The 17,628-nt window shown below is 60.9% G+C and carries 14 protein-coding genes and 1 pseudogene; 6 read left to right on the top strand and 9 right to left on the bottom strand.

Going from position 1 to position 17,628, the window contains the following annotated elements:
* Window positions 1-261 precede the first annotated feature (261 nt).
* The 3 genes from ACM6IN_RS20675 (at window position 262) to ACM6IN_RS20665 (ending at window position 1,175) form a co-directional block, all read left to right on the top strand.
* Window positions 262-462, top strand: a complete 201-nt coding sequence (locus ACM6IN_RS20675; protein ID WP_042705039.1) for a Flp family type IVb pilin — start codon at window positions 262-264, stop codon at window positions 460-462.
* 18 nt (window positions 463-480) lie between these two features.
* The gene (locus ACM6IN_RS20670) at window positions 481-693 is read left to right on the top strand and encodes a Flp family type IVb pilin (protein WP_007914651.1); all 213 of its coding nucleotides are present in this window, start codon (window positions 481-483) and stop codon (window positions 691-693) included.
* Between the two features lie 71 nt (window positions 694-764).
* The gene (locus ACM6IN_RS20665; RefSeq protein ID WP_007914653.1) at window positions 765-1,175 is read left to right on the top strand and encodes a response regulator; all 411 of its coding nucleotides are present in this window, start codon (window positions 765-767) and stop codon (window positions 1,173-1,175) included.
* A gap of 554 nt (window positions 1,176-1,729) precedes the next feature.
* On the opposite strand, the gene ACM6IN_RS20660 is transcribed toward ACM6IN_RS20665, so the two are convergent.
* From ACM6IN_RS20660 to ACM6IN_RS20645, 4 genes are all read right to left on the bottom strand, one after another.
* Complete coding sequence (locus tag ACM6IN_RS20660) at window positions 1,730-3,400, bottom strand: ShlB/FhaC/HecB family hemolysin secretion/activation protein (protein WP_007914656.1); 1,671 nt, start codon at window positions 3,398-3,400, stop codon at window positions 1,730-1,732.
* A gap of 134 nt (window positions 3,401-3,534) precedes the next feature.
* Entirely contained in the window at window positions 3,535-5,151 is a 1,617-nt protein-coding gene (locus ACM6IN_RS20655) for a collagen-like triple helix repeat-containing protein (protein ID WP_414916627.1), read from the bottom strand.
* A 299-nt stretch (window positions 5,152-5,450) separates the two neighbouring features.
* Window positions 5,451-6,305 carry a MaoC family dehydratase gene (locus ACM6IN_RS20650; RefSeq protein ID WP_414916626.1) on the bottom strand — a complete coding sequence of 285 codons (855 nt, stop codon included), beginning with the start codon at window positions 6,303-6,305 and terminating at the stop codon, window positions 5,451-5,453.
* Between the two features lie 2 nt (window positions 6,306-6,307).
* Entirely contained in the window at window positions 6,308-7,660 is a 1,353-nt protein-coding gene (locus ACM6IN_RS20645; RefSeq protein WP_007950382.1) for a 3-oxoacyl-ACP reductase, read from the bottom strand.
* 257 nt (window positions 7,661-7,917) lie between these two features.
* Here ACM6IN_RS20645 and ACM6IN_RS20640 point away from each other — a divergent pair, with 257 nt between their 5' ends.
* Window positions 7,918-9,195, top strand: a complete 1,278-nt coding sequence (locus tag ACM6IN_RS20640) for an acetyl-CoA C-acetyltransferase (RefSeq protein WP_414916625.1) — start codon at window positions 7,918-7,920, stop codon at window positions 9,193-9,195.
* A gap of 208 nt (window positions 9,196-9,403) precedes the next feature.
* Here ACM6IN_RS20640 and ACM6IN_RS20635 read toward each other — a convergent pair whose 3' ends face one another.
* Complete coding sequence (locus ACM6IN_RS20635; protein ID WP_394505892.1) at window positions 9,404-10,132, bottom strand: methyl-accepting chemotaxis protein; 729 nt, start codon at window positions 10,130-10,132, stop codon at window positions 9,404-9,406.
* 129 nt (window positions 10,133-10,261) lie between these two features.
* Window positions 10,262-11,269 (bottom strand): annotated as a pseudogene (locus ACM6IN_RS20630) (cache domain-containing protein); the annotation flags it as partial.
* Window positions 11,270-11,797: 528 nt separating this feature from the next.
* Here ACM6IN_RS20630 and ACM6IN_RS20625 point away from each other — a divergent pair.
* Together ACM6IN_RS20625 and ACM6IN_RS20620 are read left to right on the top strand one after the other, a co-directional pair.
* Window positions 11,798-12,694, top strand: a complete 897-nt coding sequence (locus tag ACM6IN_RS20625; protein WP_007914672.1) for a PA4780 family RIO1-like protein kinase — start codon at window positions 11,798-11,800, stop codon at window positions 12,692-12,694.
* A gap of 334 nt (window positions 12,695-13,028) precedes the next feature.
* Window positions 13,029-14,237, top strand: a complete 1,209-nt coding sequence (locus tag ACM6IN_RS20620; protein ID WP_414916624.1) for an MFS transporter — start codon at window positions 13,029-13,031, stop codon at window positions 14,235-14,237.
* Here ACM6IN_RS20620 and cueR read toward each other — a convergent pair.
* The 3 genes from cueR to ACM6IN_RS20605 form a co-directional block, all read right to left on the bottom strand.
* Complete coding sequence (cueR, locus tag ACM6IN_RS20615) at window positions 14,191-14,604, bottom strand: Cu(I)-responsive transcriptional regulator (RefSeq protein ID WP_007914676.1); 414 nt, start codon at window positions 14,602-14,604, stop codon at window positions 14,191-14,193. The genes ACM6IN_RS20620 and cueR overlap by 47 nt on opposite strands.
* Window positions 14,601-16,994 carry a copper resistance metal-translocating P1-type ATPase CueA gene (gene cueA, locus ACM6IN_RS20610; RefSeq protein ID WP_414916623.1) on the bottom strand — a complete coding sequence of 798 codons (2,394 nt, stop codon included), beginning with the start codon at window positions 16,992-16,994 and terminating at the stop codon, window positions 14,601-14,603. Before cueA ends, cueR begins: the two co-directional genes overlap by 4 nt.
* A 163-nt stretch (window positions 16,995-17,157) precedes the next feature.
* A complete protein-coding gene (locus ACM6IN_RS20605) occupies window positions 17,158-17,541 on the bottom strand; it encodes a hypothetical protein (RefSeq protein WP_007914681.1) in 384 nt (127 codons plus the stop codon).
* Window positions 17,542-17,628 lie beyond the last annotated feature (87 nt).

The following is a 17,628-nucleotide window of genomic DNA, read 5'->3' as shown; positions in this document are numbered from 1 at the left end:
CAACTATTTCGCTATTTCCACGCTAGCTGATCCAAGCCAAAACGCCATTACTGACAGGAAAATAACTCACGAAAGTATGAGTCTTGGCCAATTAACAGCAGCAATCGGCAACTTCGCGATGTGATTAATCCTTTGTGATTAATCCGTTCTTACAGTTGTTGGGCGGGGGTTTGTTGACAATGCTCAAATGGCACGGTGGGTCTTGGCCGCTGCAGCGTGACATTGGCGCCAAAGGCGCAAAGGAGTAGTCGTATGTGTCGGATGATCCTCGATTATTTGATGGCCAGAGTCCGTTTGCTGGTCAAAAACGAAGAAGCCGCGTCGGCGATCGAATATGCGATCGTGGTGGCGATGGTTGCGGTAGTCGTTGTGGCTTTTGTCACTCCGCTGGGTAACCGGGTGTTGGCTTACTTCAATAACATTCTGACCGGGCTGGGTGGCACAGCGGTAACCAGGCCCTGACTGGCGAGGAGAATTGCGATGCTCTTTGATTATTTGAAAGTGCGTGTCCGCGGCTTCTTTGCCAGTACTGAAGCAGCGTCGGCAATCGAGTATGCGATTGTCGTGGCGATGGTGGCGGTGGTGGTCATCGTCTTCGTCACCCCCGTTGGCGCCCGGGTACTGGTGATGTTCAACAATTTGCTGGTGGCGCTGGGCGGCACTGCCGTGACGGCCCCCGCACCGCCGTCCTGAGCTGAACGAAGCTGATGCCTGGTTGATGCCGCGCTACACTCGGGTTCACTTTCAGTTTTCAGGGATTGCCCATGAATGCTCCTTCGCTGCCGCGCCAACAGTTGCTTCTGGTTGACGATGAAGAGGACGCGTTGCTGGAGCTGGCGGAGTTGCTGGAGGGGGAAGGGTTTACTTGCCATACGGCGACGTCGGTGAAGCTGGCGTTGCATCATCTGACTCGCCATCCCGATATCGCGCTGGTGATTACTGATCTGCGCATGCCGGAGGAGTCCGGGATGTCGTTGATCAAGCGGTTGCGTGAGCATACTTCTCGGCAGCATTTGCCGGTGATTGTGATGTCGGGGCATGCGGATATGGAAGACGTCAGTGATCTGTTGCGGTTGCAGGTGGTGGATCTTTTTCGCAAGCCGATTTATTACGTCAGGTTGTTGGAAACTCTGGATAATTTGTTTCCCAAGCCTTCGAGGAATGTGGCTGGGTGATTGGGGGGCCTATCCGTTGCTGCGGGTGTGGCTGATTAGGGTTCCGCCCTTACGGCGGGTCACTTTTTCCAGACGCCGAAAAAGTAACCAAAAAGGCTTGCTCCTACGTGCGGCCCGCTCGCTGGGGCTCGGGGTTCCTTCGCTCCGGGATCGATCCGGGGGCAGCGCCTACGGTTTGCTTCGCTGCACCTCCTCTCGCTGTGTTTGGCTTCGCCAAACGGTCGCTACGCTCCCACCCTCGGATCAATCCCTCCACTCAGCCTTCCGACGTCGCCCGTGGATCAAGATCAAGAGCTGCAGCCGAGCTAACGCTCATCCTGTTGAGTGGTGAAAAGCCTAGGAGCGGCGTAGGTCGCTTTTGCTTTTCTGTGGGAGCGAGCTTGCTCCGGGCGGCGTTCCGACGAAGGCGGCCTGACAGCCGACCAATTTCTAACTGAATGCACTTAATCCAACTGTAGGAGCGAGCTTGCTCGCGAAGGCGGCCTGCAATCCGACCCATTTCTGCCGGTTGTACATTCCACCCGCCGCTGCCGAAGCCTCCTTGGTATTTCAGCTTACAACTGGTAGCTGAAACTTATGCTGTACCTGGGCTTGCGATTGAACGTGTCCAGTGCTTCATCCGACATTGCCTTCGCCGCTTCCAGCGCAATGTTGTAGTACTTGGCATCGCCAAACCGCAGCCCGATTGCTGCCGATGACAGATTATTGGCCTTTACCGGCAGTTCGTTGAACCAGCTGCGCGAGCGGTCGAGCACCACGTACGGTTGCAGGATGCGCACCCAGTTGCCGTCGCGGTTGAAGCTGTAGTTGACCTCGTACGCTACGCCCCAGCCCTTGTCGCCGGACGCTTGATCGTCGGGATAACCGCGACCGAAATTCTGCCCGCCGAACACCGCGCGTTCGCTGTCGGGCAGGGTGTCGTCGCTCCAGTACAGCGCGGCCGACAGCACGCCTTGCCAGTTGTCGAGGAACTTGTTGCTCTGCACCCCGGACAGGCGTACGCGGAAGAAATCGAGGTCGATGTCGTCGTAGTTGGTATTTGCCCCCAGGCTGTCGAAACCCTGATACACGCCGCCACTGAGAATGCGCAGTTGCCGGGCATCGGCCTTGCGCCAGTCGCCTTCGAAGGCCAGAGCGCGTACGTCGGTGCGGAACTCGGTGCTGAACGGGAAGTTGATGCCGTTGTAGCGAGTCTTGTCGTCGACTGCGTACAGGCGCGAGCCGGCGGTCAGCAATTCGTTGGAGGCGGCAATCAGCGGCAGAGTGAAACCGATGGAGTAGCGGTCGTTTTCTCGATGGGTGCTGAGTCGACCACCGCCGTCGATGAGGACTTCGGTACTGGGATCGGCGCGGTAGCGTGATGCGGACAGCGCCAGTTGCGCGCCTTCGTCATTGAGGAACTGGTTGTAGTCGAGGCGGTAGTAATGTTCGTGATCGTCACCCGGCGGGAACAAACCGCTGAGGCTCAGTTGCTCGCCCATCGAGGTTTGCGAGTTGCTGCTGACACCGAGCAAAGCCTGGGTGCCGTTGCGGTTGTCTTCGGTGGTGCTCAGCGTACTGGTGAAGGGTTTGCGGCTGGCCTGGGCGACCAGGGTTGTCGCGCCGTCGGTGGTGCCCGGTGGTGGCACCTGGGCCTGAATCGTCACGCCGGGGATGCGCGTCATCAGCGTGGTGTAACGCTCGAAGGTCTTGCGGGTCAGCGGCCGTTCGGCCTGGATCTTCGCCGCCAGTTTGTCGAGCAGCGCTTTGACTCGGCCGACATCGCCCTGGATCTGGACATCCCGCACGTAGCCTTCCACCAGCACCACGCGCGCGACGCCATCGTTGAAGTTTTGCTGCGGCAAGAACGCATAGGACAGCAGGTAACCGTCCTGCTGATAGCGTCGAGTGATGTTGCGCGTGGCTTCGATCAGGTCGGCGAGCGTGGCTTGGTGGCCGATCAGGGGCTTATAGATTTCGGCGAGCTCGTTGAGCGGGTAGAGGGTTCCGCCTTCGATCTGCACGGTTTGCAGATTGATCTTGGTATCCATCAACAGCGGTTGCGCAGCGGCGGCACCGGCGTCCGGCACTTGCACGGGCGTGGCGCTCGGGCGATAAGCGTCGGCCGGCAGATTCGGCACAGGCAGGTTGCGGATGGTTTCGTTGCTGTTGAGAAAACTGGGCAGGGTGTCGGCGAGGGCGGCGGAACTGAGACTGAGGAACAGCAGGGATGCCATTACGCGCATAGGACACTCCATGGTCAGATCACAGCGCAGAGCTGTTTTTTTCCTAAGAAAAAAGCGGAAGACTCGTGGGAATCTTCCGCCCTCAACCAAGCGTAGGCGCTGTAGGTGAGGCCGTCGAATCGGCCAGGTGCAATTTAGCGTTTGTTGCCTCCCAAGGCGCCGGTCAGACCGCCGAGTACACCGCCCAGACCGCCACCGGTGGTACCCCCGCTGGTACCCCCGCTGGTACCGCCGTTGACCAGACCGCCGACGGCAGCGACGGTGCCGCCGACGTTGGTGACCAGACCACCGACCGCGGTGGTGACCGGGTTATTGGTCGCTGCAATGGTGTTGCCGATACTGCTGACCGCACCGCCAACCTGACCGGTGAGACCTGCAACAGGTGAGCCGATACCGGTCGCCGCGCCGACTTGTTGAGTCACGTTGGTAACAGCGCTGGTGACCGGGTTCAGGCCATTGCCCAAGGTGGCGCCGACCGTGGCCAGAGGTGAAGTTGTCGCGGTGATCGGGGTGCCCGATCCGCCCAGCACGGTGTTGAGCGAAGCCACGGTATTGCCCAGGCCGACAGCGGTAACACCACCTGCGCTGACGACGCCATTGGTATTCCCGGCATTCAAGCCTGCGCCAACGTTGACCACCGCACCGCCAACGGTTTGCAGCAAACCGGTGCCGCCGAGGCCACCGCCCAAGCCACCACCCACTCCACCGCCAGTACCCGCGCCGGTGCCGTTGGACACCAGACCGCCGGCCTTGCCCACCGCGGTGCCGGTATTGCTCAATGCGCCGCCGAGTGTGTTGGTCAAGGCATTGCCGTTACCCGCGTCGGTGACCTTGCCGCCCAGGGTGTTCACCGCGCCGCCGACTTGCGCAACCACGCCTTTGAGTGGATCGCCAAGACCTGTGGTCGCGCCGAGTTTGTCCGTGGTGCTTTCGACCATCGCAATCACCGGCACCAGACTACCGCCGAGTTTGTTGGTCAGTTGGCTGGTCGGGCCGCTGGTCAGTGTGGTGTCGAGGGTATTGCCGAGCATGGTGACTTTCTCGCCGACACCATCAAGCAACGGTGCGACTTTGGTCACCACACCGCCGACCACCGGCACGCTGCCGGTTGCGGTTGCCAGTTTGCCGCTGAGATCAGAGACGCCGTTGCCTACATCGGTGACCACGCCGCCGACCGAAGCGACGGTGGTGGTCAGGCCGTTAGGGTCGGTGGCCAGTTTACCGATGCCGTTGCTCACACCATTACCTAACGTAGTGACGACATTGCCGGCGGTGTTGGCCGCACTCTGGACCACGCCACCGACCACAGGAACGGTGCTCAGGGAATCGCCGATCTGGCCGACGCCATCGCCGACACCGGCCACGGTGGTGCCGACATCCTGCACCAGTGTGGTGGTGACCAACGGGGTGGTGGTTGGATTGGTCGGGTTGGTGGGATCGGTCGGATCTGTCGGGTTGGTTGGATTGGTCGGATTGGTCGGATCGGTGCCACCTGTACCACCGGTTCCGCCAGTACCACCCGTGCCACCGGTTCCGCCAGTCCCGGCAGTATCACCGGTGCCACCGGTTCCGCCAGTGCCCGCAGTATCACCGGTGCCTCCCGTACCGCCAGTGCCAGCGGTACCGTCCGCCGCAGAGCTGCCGGAACTGCTTTTATGACCGCCACCACCGCTGCTGCACCCGGTGAGGCCAAGGGAGAGAATCAATGCCAGAGCGATTGCCGATTTGCACCATACGCCTTGAGTTTTCATGATCGTAATTCCTTGCACCTGTCACAACGTTCGTTGACTTCGATGGCTCGCCGATCTGTCGTCGGTGATGCCTTCGACCGTTGTGCTCAATCTCAGTCCAGGGGCGGGTTTCAGGCCATTCTCAAGTTGGTATTAACGCCTTTATATAGAGGGTGAAGTTCAGCGCCTAAGGACTAATACCCACGATATAGCCGCGCAAAAAAAGGCCTTGATAATCAAGGCCCGGGTTTTTTCGGCGAAGGGGGAAAGGCTGGGAAAAACTTAAGTGATATACACACAATTAACGGTGTTCCGAGTGCTCAGGCAATCGGTTGCCACTGCCCGACCATGTGCTCCAGGTCTTGTGCACCGATCAGCCGCAACTCTCCACTGGAACCCGCCGCGCTCGCCAGCAAGGTCACCTCACTGGGCAGGCGCACCGGTTTGCGAAAATGCACGGCGATCTCAAGGTTGGCCTTGGGCAAATGAGCGCCTAGCGCCGCCAGGGTTCGAGCCTTGTTCCACAAACCATGGGCGATGGCTGTTGGGAAGCCAAACAGCTTGGCACTTGCCGCACTCAGGTGAATCGGGTTGTAGTCTCCGGACACTTTGGCGTATTGCCGACCGATATCGGCCGGGGCTTTCCAGCGCGCCACCTCCACCAGCGATTGCGACGGCTCCCAGGTCTGTTCGACCGGCTCGCCCTCAAGCTTGACGCCGCGACAGAGCATCTGGCTTTCCGCTTCCCACAATGGCCCGAGCTGATCATCCAGCGTGGTCAGCAGATCGAACGTCGCACCTTTGGGGTGCGGTTGGAGGTTGTGCACGCGAACGCTGACTTGCGCCCGACCGATCCCGCCCATCGGGCGCAACACGCGAATGCGGTTGCTCAAATGAATCAGCCCCAACAGGGGAAACGGAAACTCTTTGGCAGTGAGCAATTGCATCTGCAGGGCGAAGGCGAGGATGTGCGGATACGTCGGCGGCAGCAGACCGTCATCGACGAATCCACACACCTTGCGATAGGCCGCCAGACGTTTGCCATCGACATCGACCCAACAGCGCAAGCCGCCGTCAGGCAATTGAGTGCCGGTGATTTTCCGTCGTGTCGCCGCCCGTGCGTACAGCCCCGGCAGATTCGGTTCGCGATCCAGCGTATGCCATTCGATGCTCATGCCTAAGCCCCCAGAACACTTTGTCCACAAACCCGCAGCGCCTGCCCGGTGAATGCGCCGGTGCCTGGTTGCGCCAGCCACGCGACCGCTTCGGCGACATCCTGCGGCAAACCGCCCTGGCCCAGTGAACTCATACGCCGGCCAGCCTCGCGCAGGCCGAACGGAATGTGTGCAGTCATCTGCGTTTCGATAAAACCGGGGGCGACGGCGTTGATGCTGATACCGCGTTCCAGCAGCGTCGGCGCCCATGCCTGCGCCAGACCTATCAGCCCGGCCTTGCTCGCGGCGTAGTTGGTTTGCCCACGGTTGCCGGCGATGCCACTGATTGAGGCCAGCAGAATCACCCGCGCATTATCGTGCAGCGTGCCATTGTCGAGTAGCGCCTTGGTCAATACTTGCGGGGCATTGAGGTTGACTGCGAGCACCGCGTCCCAGAATTCCGGGGTCATATTGGCCAAGGTTTTGTCGCGGGTGATGCCGGCGTTGTGCACCAGAATGTCGAGGCCGTCAGGCAGTTGTTCGATCAATTGCGCGGCGGCGTCTTCGGCGCAGATATCGAGGGTAATCGCACGACCGCCGAGGCGCGCGGCGAGGGCTTCCAGATCCGTCTTGGCCGGGGGAACATCGAGCAGGATCACCTCGGCACCATCGCGGGCCAGGGTTTCGGCAATGGACGCACCGATGCCGCGTGCAGCACCGGTGACCAGCGCCTTGCGCCCGGCCAGTGGCCGCGTCCAGTCAGTCACCTGCGTCGCACACGCCGTCAGGCGAATCACCTGCCCGGAGACAAACGCGCTTTTCGGCGAGAGGAAAAACCGCAGCGGACCTTCCAGTTGATCTTCAGCGCCTTCGCCGACGTAGATCAATTGCAGCGTGCCGCCGCTGCGCAGCTCCTTGGCCAGCGAACGGGAAAACCCTTCCAGTGCTCGTTGCGCACTCGCGGCAAACGGGTCAGTCAGGCTTTCCGGCGCACGACCGAGAATCACCAGGTGCGCGCTGTGCTCAAGGTTCTTCATCAACGGCTGAAAGAATTCGCGCAGCTGTTTGAGCTGGTCGGTGTGCAGCAGTTCGCTGGCGTCGAACACCACGGCTTTGAGTTTCGGGCCGTGGCCGGGAATCCATTCAGTCGCGGTCGTCGGTTGCTCGCCGTAGCGGTAGATACTCTCGGTCAAACGGTTGGCGAAAGCGCTGACGCGTTCGGCCAGCGGCCCGCCGCCGATCAGCAGCGCACCTTCCACCGGCCGCAGGCGCCCGGCCTGCCAGCGTTCCAGTCGCACCGGCGACGGCAGACCCAGCGCCCCGACCAGACGATGGCCGATGGACGAGTTGGCGAAGTCGATATAGCGGTCAGACATGGAACGCTCTCCAGAAGTTGGGGTTCAAAGTGTGGACTGTCGATGGCAATCAATCGTTCGATTCACGCAATAAGGCCTACGCTAGACACTGAGGTTTAGCAGGTCTTGCAGAGGAACGCGGTACTTGTGGGAGCGAGCCTGCTCGCGAAAGCGATATGTCAGCCACTGAAGATGCTGAATGTGCCGGCGTTTTCGCGAGCAGGCTCGCTCCCACAGGGGACTGCATCAAATTCGATCAATTTGAAAAGGAGTTATTCATGAGTCAGCTGCGCCGCGTCGCGATCATCGGCGGTAACCGTATCCCTTTTGCCCGCTCCAACGGGCCGTACGCCACCGCGAGTAATCAGGCGATGCTCACGGCCGCCCTCGAAGGCCTGATCGAACGCTACAACCTGCACGGTCAGCGCATCGGCGAAGTGGTGGCGGGCGCGGTGCTGAAATTGTCACGAGATATGAGCCTGACCCGCGAATGCGTGCTTGGCTCGCGCCTGTCCCCGGCCACGCCGGCCTACGACATTCAGCAAGCCTGCGGCACCGGTCTGGAAGCGGCGATCCTGGTGGCAAACAAGATCGCCCTCGGTCAGATCGACAGCGGTATCGCTGGCGGCGTCGACACCACGTCGGACGCGCCGATCGGTGTCAGCGAAGGCCTGCGCAAAATTCTCCTGCAAGCCAATCGCGCCAAAACTACCGGCGACAAACTGAAAACCTTTCTGCAATTGCGACCGAAACATCTGATTCCGGATTTCCCACGCAACGGCGAGCCACGCACTGGCCTGTCGATGGGCGAGCACTGTGAATTGATGGCGCAGACCTGGCAGATCCCGCGTGAAGAGCAGGATCAACTGACCCTCGAAAGCCACCACAAACTCGCCGCGTCCTACAGCGAAGGCTGGCACAACGACCTGATGACGCCGTTCCTTGGTCTGACTCGCGATAACAATTTGCGCCCGGACCTGACCCTGGAAAAACTCTCGACGCTGAAACCGGCGTTCGAGAAAAGCGCTAAAGGCACGTTGACGGCGGGTAACTCCACGCCGCTCACAGATGGCGCGTCCGTGGTGCTGCTCGGCAGTGAGGAATGGGCGAAGGCGCGTGGCCTGCCGATCCTCGCTTATCTGCGCGATGGCGAAGCAGCGGCAGTGGATTTCGTCAACGGTGCCGAAGGGCTGCTGATGGCGCCGGTGTATGCGGTGCCGCGGTTGCTGGCGCGCAATGGTCTGACCCTGCAGGACTTCGACTACTACGAAATTCATGAAGCGTTTGCGGCTCAGGTGCTGTGCACGCTGAAGGCCTGGGAAGATCCGGAATACTGCAAAACCCGGCTGGGCCTTGACGCGCCGCTGGGCTCGATCGATCGCAGCCGACTCAATGTGAAGGGCAGTTCGCTGGCGGCCGGGCATCCGTTTGCCGCGACCGGTGGGCGCATCGTCGCGAACCTGGCGAAGTTGCTGGACGCGGCGGGGAAGGGCCGGGGGCTGATCTCGATTTGCGCGGCGGGCGGGCAAGGCGTCACCGCCATCATCGAACGCTAACGCTTGAAGAGCCCCTCACCCTAGCCCTCCCGAAACGTCGGACCGCCCAGAGGGAGAGGGGACTGATTGGGGGATGCTTTAGAGTTACACCGACCTGATCTTGCTTTACCGAATCCATAATCGACGGGGTATTTCAGGTCGATGCATGCCGCCAGACACCTCGGTCAGCGCCCTCCCTCTGGGAGAGGGCTGGGGTCGCTGTTGAGGTTCAGGTACGAAACCGTCTAACCAACCCATCCAGCTCATTCGACAACCCCGCCAGACTCTGCGAATCCAGACGCGCCGAGTTGGCCAGTTCTGCCACCAACTGCGCATCCCCGTGAATCTGGCTGATGTGCCGGTTAATGTCCTCAGCCACCTGATGCTGTTCTTCAGCGGCGGTAGCGATTTGCGTGTTCATGTCACGAATCACGTCCACCGACTCGCGGATCTGCCCGAAACTCTCGCGCGCCTCGCCGATGCGTGTCACCGACTGCTGCGACACTTGCAGGCTGGCGTGCATCTGTTGCGTGACCTGGCTGGTGCGCTTGGCCAGATTGCCGAGCAGGCCATCAATCTCTGCCGTCGAATCCGCGGTGCGTTTGGCCAGTGCGCGCACTTCATCGGCGACCACGGCAAAACCGCGGCCCTGTTCACCGGCACGCGCCGCTTCGATGGCGGCGTTGAGCGCCAGCAGGTTGGTCTGTTCGGCGATGGAACGGATGGTGCCGAGGATCGACTGGATATCGTTGCTGTCGCGCTCCAGTTGCTGCATCGACTGCGCCGATTGCTCCAGCTCTTGGCTTAGTTGGTCGACGCTATGCACCGCCGCATCAATCTGCTGCTGGCCTTGACGAGCCTGACGCTGGCCGCTGTCCGCCGAGTCCGCCGCCTGACTGCACGAGCGCGCGACTTCGTTGGCGGTGGCGACCATTTCGTGGAAGGCGGTCGAGACCATGTCGACGGCTTCACGCTGCCGCCCGGCCGCTTCGGCCATGTCGCTCGACACGCGGGTCGAGCTCTGCGAGGTCGCGAGGATTTTCCCGGCGGCGCCACCGATGTGCTGAATCAGGCTGCGGATCGCGGTGAGGAACTGATTGAACCAGTTGGCCAGTTGCGCGGTTTCGTCGTTGCCCCGAATGTCGAGGTTTTTGGTCAGGTCGCCTTCGCCCTGCGCGATGCCTTCCAGACCGCTGGCGACGCTGCGGATCGGACGCACGATCAGGCCGGCGAAACTGGCGCCGACCACGGCGAACAGCACGGCCAGCACGGCAGCGATGATCGCGATCAGCCAAGTCAGTTGCGTGGCCGAGCTCATCACATCGCTCTGCTTGATCAGGCCAACGAAGGTCCAGCCCAATTGCTCCGACGGCCAGACGTTGGCCATGTAGCGCTCGCCATTAAGCTCGACTTCCACCAGGCCTTTGCCGGCCTTGGCCAGTTGCGCATAGCCTTCGCCGAGGCTGTCCAGCGGCTTGAAATTGTGTTCCGGCTGTTTCGGGTCGACCAGCACCGTGCCGCTGTTTTCCAGGAGCATCAGGTAGCCGGTTTCGCCCAGCTTGATCTGTTTGACGATCTCGGTGAGCTGCTTGAGCGTCACGTCGATGCTGACCACGCCGCCGTTGCTGCCGAGTTTGTTGTCGATGGTGCGCACGGTGCTGACGTAGGTCGCATCGTCCTGCGCCCAGTAATAAGCGGCAGTACGCAACGGCTTGCCCGGTTTGGCCTGGGCAGCCTTGTACCACGGCCGCTGACGCGGGTCGTAGTTGTTGAGCTTGGGATCGTCCGGCCACGACACGTAACCACCGGCAGCGGTACCGACGATGGCGTAGGCGTAAGCCGGGTGAGCGTTGCCCAGGTCCTGGAGGAACGCGAAGACCTTTTTGTCCATCTCGCCCTGCGGGATGGATTCGGCGTTGGCGCCCATGTAGGTCTTGAGGCTGTCGTCGGTGTTTTTGATCAGCGGTTGCGACGCCAGGTAATCGACGTTCTGGCTGATACCATCAAAAAACAGCTGCATGGCATTGCTGACCTGACGGATCTCGCGACCGCTGCTGTCGACAAAGTTGTCCCGGGCATCGCTGCGCAGGTTCATCACCACCAGGGTTGCGACCAGCACCACCGGCAAGCAGGCGATGATTGCAAACGCCCACGTCAATTTCTGTTTGATGTTCATCCGCGCTCCAGATTTTCTTGTAGGCCCACGCAGTGCAGATGACTTGTGGTTTATTGGCAGCCGAAAACGTTATGGATCACCCGTTGCCCTGAGTGCGGCATCGCTGATTATTGTGGAACGATTGTCGGACAAATCCCTCTGTCATTGAGGACTTCGGCTGCGAAACAGGGAAATTGAGGCGACTTTGCAAAAATCTTCCGAAGGGGCATCAGCCAAATGTCAGATTCTGTCGCAAATGCCCTTGAAGACATGTACCAACAAGTACAACAGGCTCGGCTATGATTCTCGACGGTCGATGCGCGAACGCAGAGTTGGCCCTGTTTAATCCGGCACAGTGTGTGCATTCTCAACGTTCACAGGTCGGCAACCCCTCCCCGTGATGCGAGGATTGCCGTATAACGAGTGACATTCGCGTGTTTGGTAATAAAGGACCCACAATAAAAGCTGATGAAGACTCCAAAACGCATTGAACCCCTGATCGAGGACGGTCTGGTCGACGAAGTGCTGCGCCCACTGATGAGTGGTAAAGAAGCAGCTGTTTATGTGGTGCGCTGCGGCAATCAGTTACGTTGCGCAAAGGTCTACAAGGAGGCGAACAAACGCAGTTTCCGCCAGGCGGCCGAGTATCAGGAAGGCCGCAAGGTTCGTAATAGCCGACAGGCTCGGGCGATGGCCAAGGGCTCCAAGTTCGGTCGCAAAGAGACTGAAGATGCCTGGCAGAACGCCGAAGTGGCGGCGCTGTTTCGTCTGGCCGGTGCCGGCGTGCGGGTGCCAAAGCCGTATGACTTCCTCGACGGCGTGCTGTTGATGGAGTTGGTGGCCGACGAATTCGGCGATGCCGCGCCGCGTCTGAACGACGTGGTGCTGGAGCCGGATCAGGCGCGCGAGTATCACGCGTTCCTGATCTCGCAGATCGTGCTGATGTTGTGTACCGGTCTGGTGCACGGTGACCTCTCGGAGTTCAACGTGCTGCTGACGCCGACCGGTCCGGTCATCATCGACTTGCCGCAAGCCGTCGACGCTGCCGGCAACAACCATGCGTTCAGCATGCTGGAGCGCGATGTCGGCAACATGGCTTCGTACTTCGGTCGCTTTGCGCCGGAATTGAAACTGACCAAGTACGCCAAGGAAATGTGGGCGTTGTACGAAGCCGGCACCTTGCACCCGAACAGTGTGCTGACCGGTGAGTTCGATGATCCGGAAGACCTGGCCGATGTGGGCGGGGTATTGCGCGAGATCGAAGCGGCGCGCCTCGACGAGGAACGCAAGCAGGCCATCCGCGCAGCGGACGACGAGCCGAAAGGCAAGTCCGACGAACCACCGCCGCCACCGTGGATGCAGTGATCGCTTGATGAGAAACCCGGCTTCGGCCGGGTTTTTTGTTTGAATCAGAATCCCTAGAAGCCCCTCACCCCAACCCTCTCCCAGAGGGAGAGGGGGCCGACCGAGGTGTCTTGCGTCATACATCGACCTGAAACACCGGGTCGATTATGGATTGGACGAGGTCAGCATTTGGACCTGTTTGGATTCGGTAAAGAAATTTCAGGTCGGCGTATCTCCACAGCATCCCCCAATCAGTCCCCTCTCCCCCTGGGAGAGGGTTAGGGTGAGGGCCCTTTCGGATCAACGCAATTTCGCGTCTACTGTCCACCGCTCCAGCCACACTCAAGGACTGAATGTGACCACCCCGCGCAACACCCACCTGATCGTCACCGCCCGACTGATCTCCGATTTCGGCGCCTTCCTCAACATGGTCGCGCTGGCCACCTACGTCTACCTGCTGAGCAACAGCGCCATGAGCGTCGGAATTTTCCTCGCCAGCCGCGTGGGTGGGGGGATCTTTGCCAGTTTGATCGGCACCGCGTTTTACCGGCGATGCAGCGGGCGCGCGCCACTGATCGCGTTCGATCTGCTGCGCGCCAGTGTGCTGGGTCTGTTATTGATTGTGCCTGTCAGCCAGCAAGCCATGCTGTTGCCGGTGATTGCCTTCGGTCTGGGACTGGGCAACTCGATGTTCGCCATCGGCCTCAACAGCCAGTTGCCGCGTCTGATCCCCGCTGATCAACTGCTCAAGGCCAACGCCTGGATCACCTCGGCCTCATCTGCCGCGATGGTCGGTGGCAGTCTGGTATCGGGTTTGCTGGTGGCGGGTTTTGGTTTTGAAACGGTGTTCGCACTGAATGCACTGACCTATTTGCTGGCAGCATTGTTGATCGTGCCGCTGCGTTTCGAACCTGCAACAGCCAACGAGGAAACCGAACGCAGCGAATGGTCAGCCCTCAAACAGGGCTTGCGTGCTGCGCCGGTGGTTGCTGCGATGCTTGCGGTGACCATGGCCGACACCCTGGGCAGCGCCGCGCACAACGTTGGCTTTCCGATCATTTCCAAACTGCTCACGCCAGAGTCGGCGAGTACCACGCTGGGGCTGATGCTGGCGGTGTGGGCCAGCGGCAAATTGCTGGGTGCGCGAATCGCCAGTCGTCTGAAGGGTTCGGACAACATTGACCTCGAGCGACGGTTTTTCTTCGGCGTGGCGCTGATGTCCTGCGGCTTTATCCTGATGTTCCAGCAACACAGCCTCTACGGCCTGCTGCTGTTTTCATTGCCGGCGGGACTGGGTGACGGCTTTTCCGAAGTCGGGCTGATGTCGCGTCTGCAACGCGAACCCGAGCAGTTACGCCTGCCGATTTTCAGCGTGCTGACTTTGCTGCAGATGACCGGGTTCGGCATCGGCATGCTCATCGCCGCGCCTTTCTACGCGTGGTGGACGCCGGGTGCCGTGGTCATGCTGTTCCACGGCATTCCCCTCGGCACATTGCTCACGGTGAAACTGTTGGCGCTCAAGCGCGGGCGGGTTGCGCGCAGCAGCCCGACGCCAGCTCCTTGAGAATCGGGCAGTCGGGACGGTGGTCGCCGTTGCAGTGCTCGACGAGGTCTTGCAGGGTGTCACGCAACTCGCCAAGTTCGCGAATCTTCTGATTCAACTCGTCGATGTGCTGGCGCGCCAACGCCTTCACATCAGCGCTGGCGCGCTGGCGGTCCTGCCACAGGGTCAGCAGTTTGCCGACTTCTTCCAGGGAGAAGCCCAAGTCCCGCGAGCGCTTGATGAATGCCAGCGTGTGCAGGTCATCGTCACCGTAGAGCCGATAACCGCTGTCGGTGCGATGCGCCGCTTTGAGCAGGCCGATCGACTCGTAATAACGGATCATTTTCGCGCTGAGGCCACTGTGTTTGGCCGCTTGACCGATGTTCATCGGTGCTCCTCCAGGTCCTTGGGTTTCCAGGTTTTCAACAGTAGCGCATTGCTCACCACGCTGACGCTCGACAGCGCCATCGCTGCACCGGCCAGCACTGGATTGAGGAAGCCGAACGCCGCCAGCGGAATGCCGACCAGGTTGTAGACGAAGGCCCAGAACAGGTTCTGGCGGATCTTCGCATAGGTCTTGCGGCTGATCTCCAGCGCCGCTGGCACCAAGCGTGGATCGCCGCGCATCAGGGTGATGCCCGCCGCGTGCATGGCCACGTCGGTGCCGCCGCCCATGGCGATACCGATGTCCGCAGCGGCGAGGGCCGGCGCGTCGTTGATGCCGTCACCGACCATGGCGACCACGCCGGTTTTTTTCAGCTCAGTGACGGTGGCGGCTTTGTCCGCTGGCAGCACTTCAGCGTGGACATTGCTGATGTCCAGGGCCTCGGCGACGACGCGAGCGCTGCCACGGTTGTCGCCGGTCAGCAGATGGCTGTGGATATTTCGCGCGGCCAGTTGTTGTACGGCTTCCAGTGCACCGGGTTTCAAAGTGTCACCGAAGGCGAACAAGCCGAGTACTTGCGGTTCAGGACTTTGTTCGATTAACCACGACAGGGTGCGGCCCTCGGCCTCCCATGCCTGGGCAGATTCGCTCAGGTTGCCCGCGCTCAAATCACTTTCTTCGAGCATCCGCCGATTGCCCAGCGCCAGGCGCCGGCCGTCGAGATTGCCAGCGATGCCGCGACCGGTCAGCGACTGGCTGTCGCTGACCTCGGGCACCGTCAAGCCGCGCTCGGCGGCTGCATCCAGCACGGCTTTGGCCAGTGGGTGTTCGCTGCCGCGTTGCAGAGCGCCGGCCAGTGTCAGCAGGTTGTTTTCGTCACCGTCGATGGCGCTGAAGTGGGCGATACGCGGTGTGCCGGAGGTCAGCGTACCGGTTTTGTCGAAGACCACGCTGCTGACTTCATGGGCGCGCTCCAGCGCTTCGGCATCCTTGATCAGAATGCCGTGACGCGCTGCTACGCCAGTGCCGGCCATGATCGCCGTCGGCGTGGCAAGACCCAGTGCACATGGGCAAGCGATGACCAGCACCGCGACAGCATTGATCAGTGCCGTTTCCATTGGCGCACCGTAGAGCCACCAGCCGATCAGCGTAGCGAGGGCAATCAGCAACACCGTCGGCACGAAGATCTGGCTGACTTTATCCACCAGTTTCTGAATCGGTGCCTTGGCCGCTTGGGCGTCTTCCACCAGACGAATGATCCGCGCCAGTACGGTTTCCGCGCCGAGTGCCTGAGTGCGCACCAGCAAGCGACCTTCACCGTTGATCGCGCCACCGGTGACTTTGTCGCCCGGTTGTTTCGGTACCGGCAGGCTTTCGCCACTGATCAGTGCTTCATCAGCGTGGCTCTGGCCGTCGATGACTTCGCCGTCGACCGGGAAACGCTCGCCGGGTTTGACCAGCACCAGATCGCCCAGGCGCAGGGCGCTGATAGCGACGTCCTGCTCGCGGCCTTCGATCACTTGAATCGCCCGCTCCGGCCGCAACGCTTCGAGGGCGCGGATGGCGCTGGCAGTCTGGCGTTTGGCGCGGCTCTCGAGATATTTACCGAGCAGCACCAAGGCAATGACCACCGCCGATGCTTCGAAATACAGGTGCGGCATGCGCCCGGCAGCGGTGGCCCATTCATAAAGACTCAGACCGTAGCCGGCGCTGGTGCCGAGGGCGACCAGCAAGTCCATGTTGCCAGCACCAGCGCGAACGGCTTTCCACGCGGCGACGTAAAAGCGCGCACCAAAAATGAACTGCACCGGTGTGGCGAGGGCGAATTGCGCCCAAGCCGGGAGCATCCAGTGAATGCCGAACGGTTGCAGCAACATCGGCGCCACCAGCGGCAGGGCGAGGGCGATCGCGCAGATCAGCGCCCAGCGTTCATGTTTCAGCCGCTGCTGTTGGATATCGGTTTGCGGGTGTTCGGCTTGCCAGACGCTGGCCAAGTAGCCGGCCTTGCTCACCGCGTCGAGCAGACTTTGCGGATCGACCTGGCCCAGTAGTTCGAGGTGCGCACGTTCGTTGGCCAGGTTGACGCTGACGCCTTTCACCCCAGGGACTTTGTTCAGCGCACGCTCGACGCGACCGACGCAGGAGGCGCAGGTCATGCCTTCGATGTTCAGTTCCAGGGTTTGCTGCGGGACGCTGTAACCGGCGCGTTCAACCGCCTCCATCAAGGCCGGCAGGCTGTCGCCGGGTGCCTGCACGCGGGCCTGCTCGGTGGCGAGGTTGACGCTGACGGCACTGGCGCCGCTGACTTTACTCAATGCCCGCTCGACACGCCCGGCGCAACTGGCGCAGGTCATGCCGGCAATCGGCAGATCGAAAGTGATGGAATCGGACATCGGTCGTACTCCCTGTAGTAGATGCCTACAAGGATCAACCTTGCCATGCGGGCAAGGTCAAGCGCCAATCTCAAATGCAAAAGATCGCAGCCTTCGGCAGCTCCTACATTGGAATGCAATCCCTGTAGGAGCTGCCGAAGGCTGCGATCTTTTGGCTAGCGACTCAGTATTCGAGAGCCGCAGGTTTCAAGTAGACGCCTTCGGAATTCATCGCCAACCGATACTTCAGCACATCACCGGCATGCAATTTGATCTCCTGCGACCCCGGCGCGAGCATCCCCGGATTGCAACCGGCGACTTGTCCCGGCAGCAACTTCAAGCGCAGCGAAACAGTGCCAGGCGGCAGGTTGAAGGAAATGCTTTGCTCCTGCAGCAACCGCGCCGAGAGCTGATCCTGGATGTACACGCCGATCTCACACGAGGTCGACACTTCCAGACGCTCGCGGGAAATGATCAGCACCGCATAGTCCTCGCCGGCGGCTTGCACCTGAGGGACGGCGGCAAAAAGGCCGAGAAAGCCAAACAGGCTGAAAGCTGACCAGCGCATGGCTGAATCTCCTGAATCGAGTCATTGATGTACGCAGCTTGGCCGAGCGCGGCGCCGATTGCCAGCCCGGCAGTTTATTGAAGAACT

It is taken from the genome of Pseudomonas sp. IT-P395 (assembly GCF_949767675.1).
Taxonomy (GTDB): Bacteria; Pseudomonadota; Gammaproteobacteria; order Pseudomonadales; family Pseudomonadaceae; genus Aquipseudomonas.
Note: the sequence above shows the minus strand (reverse complement) of the source record. Positions and strands in the feature narration are given on the sequence as shown.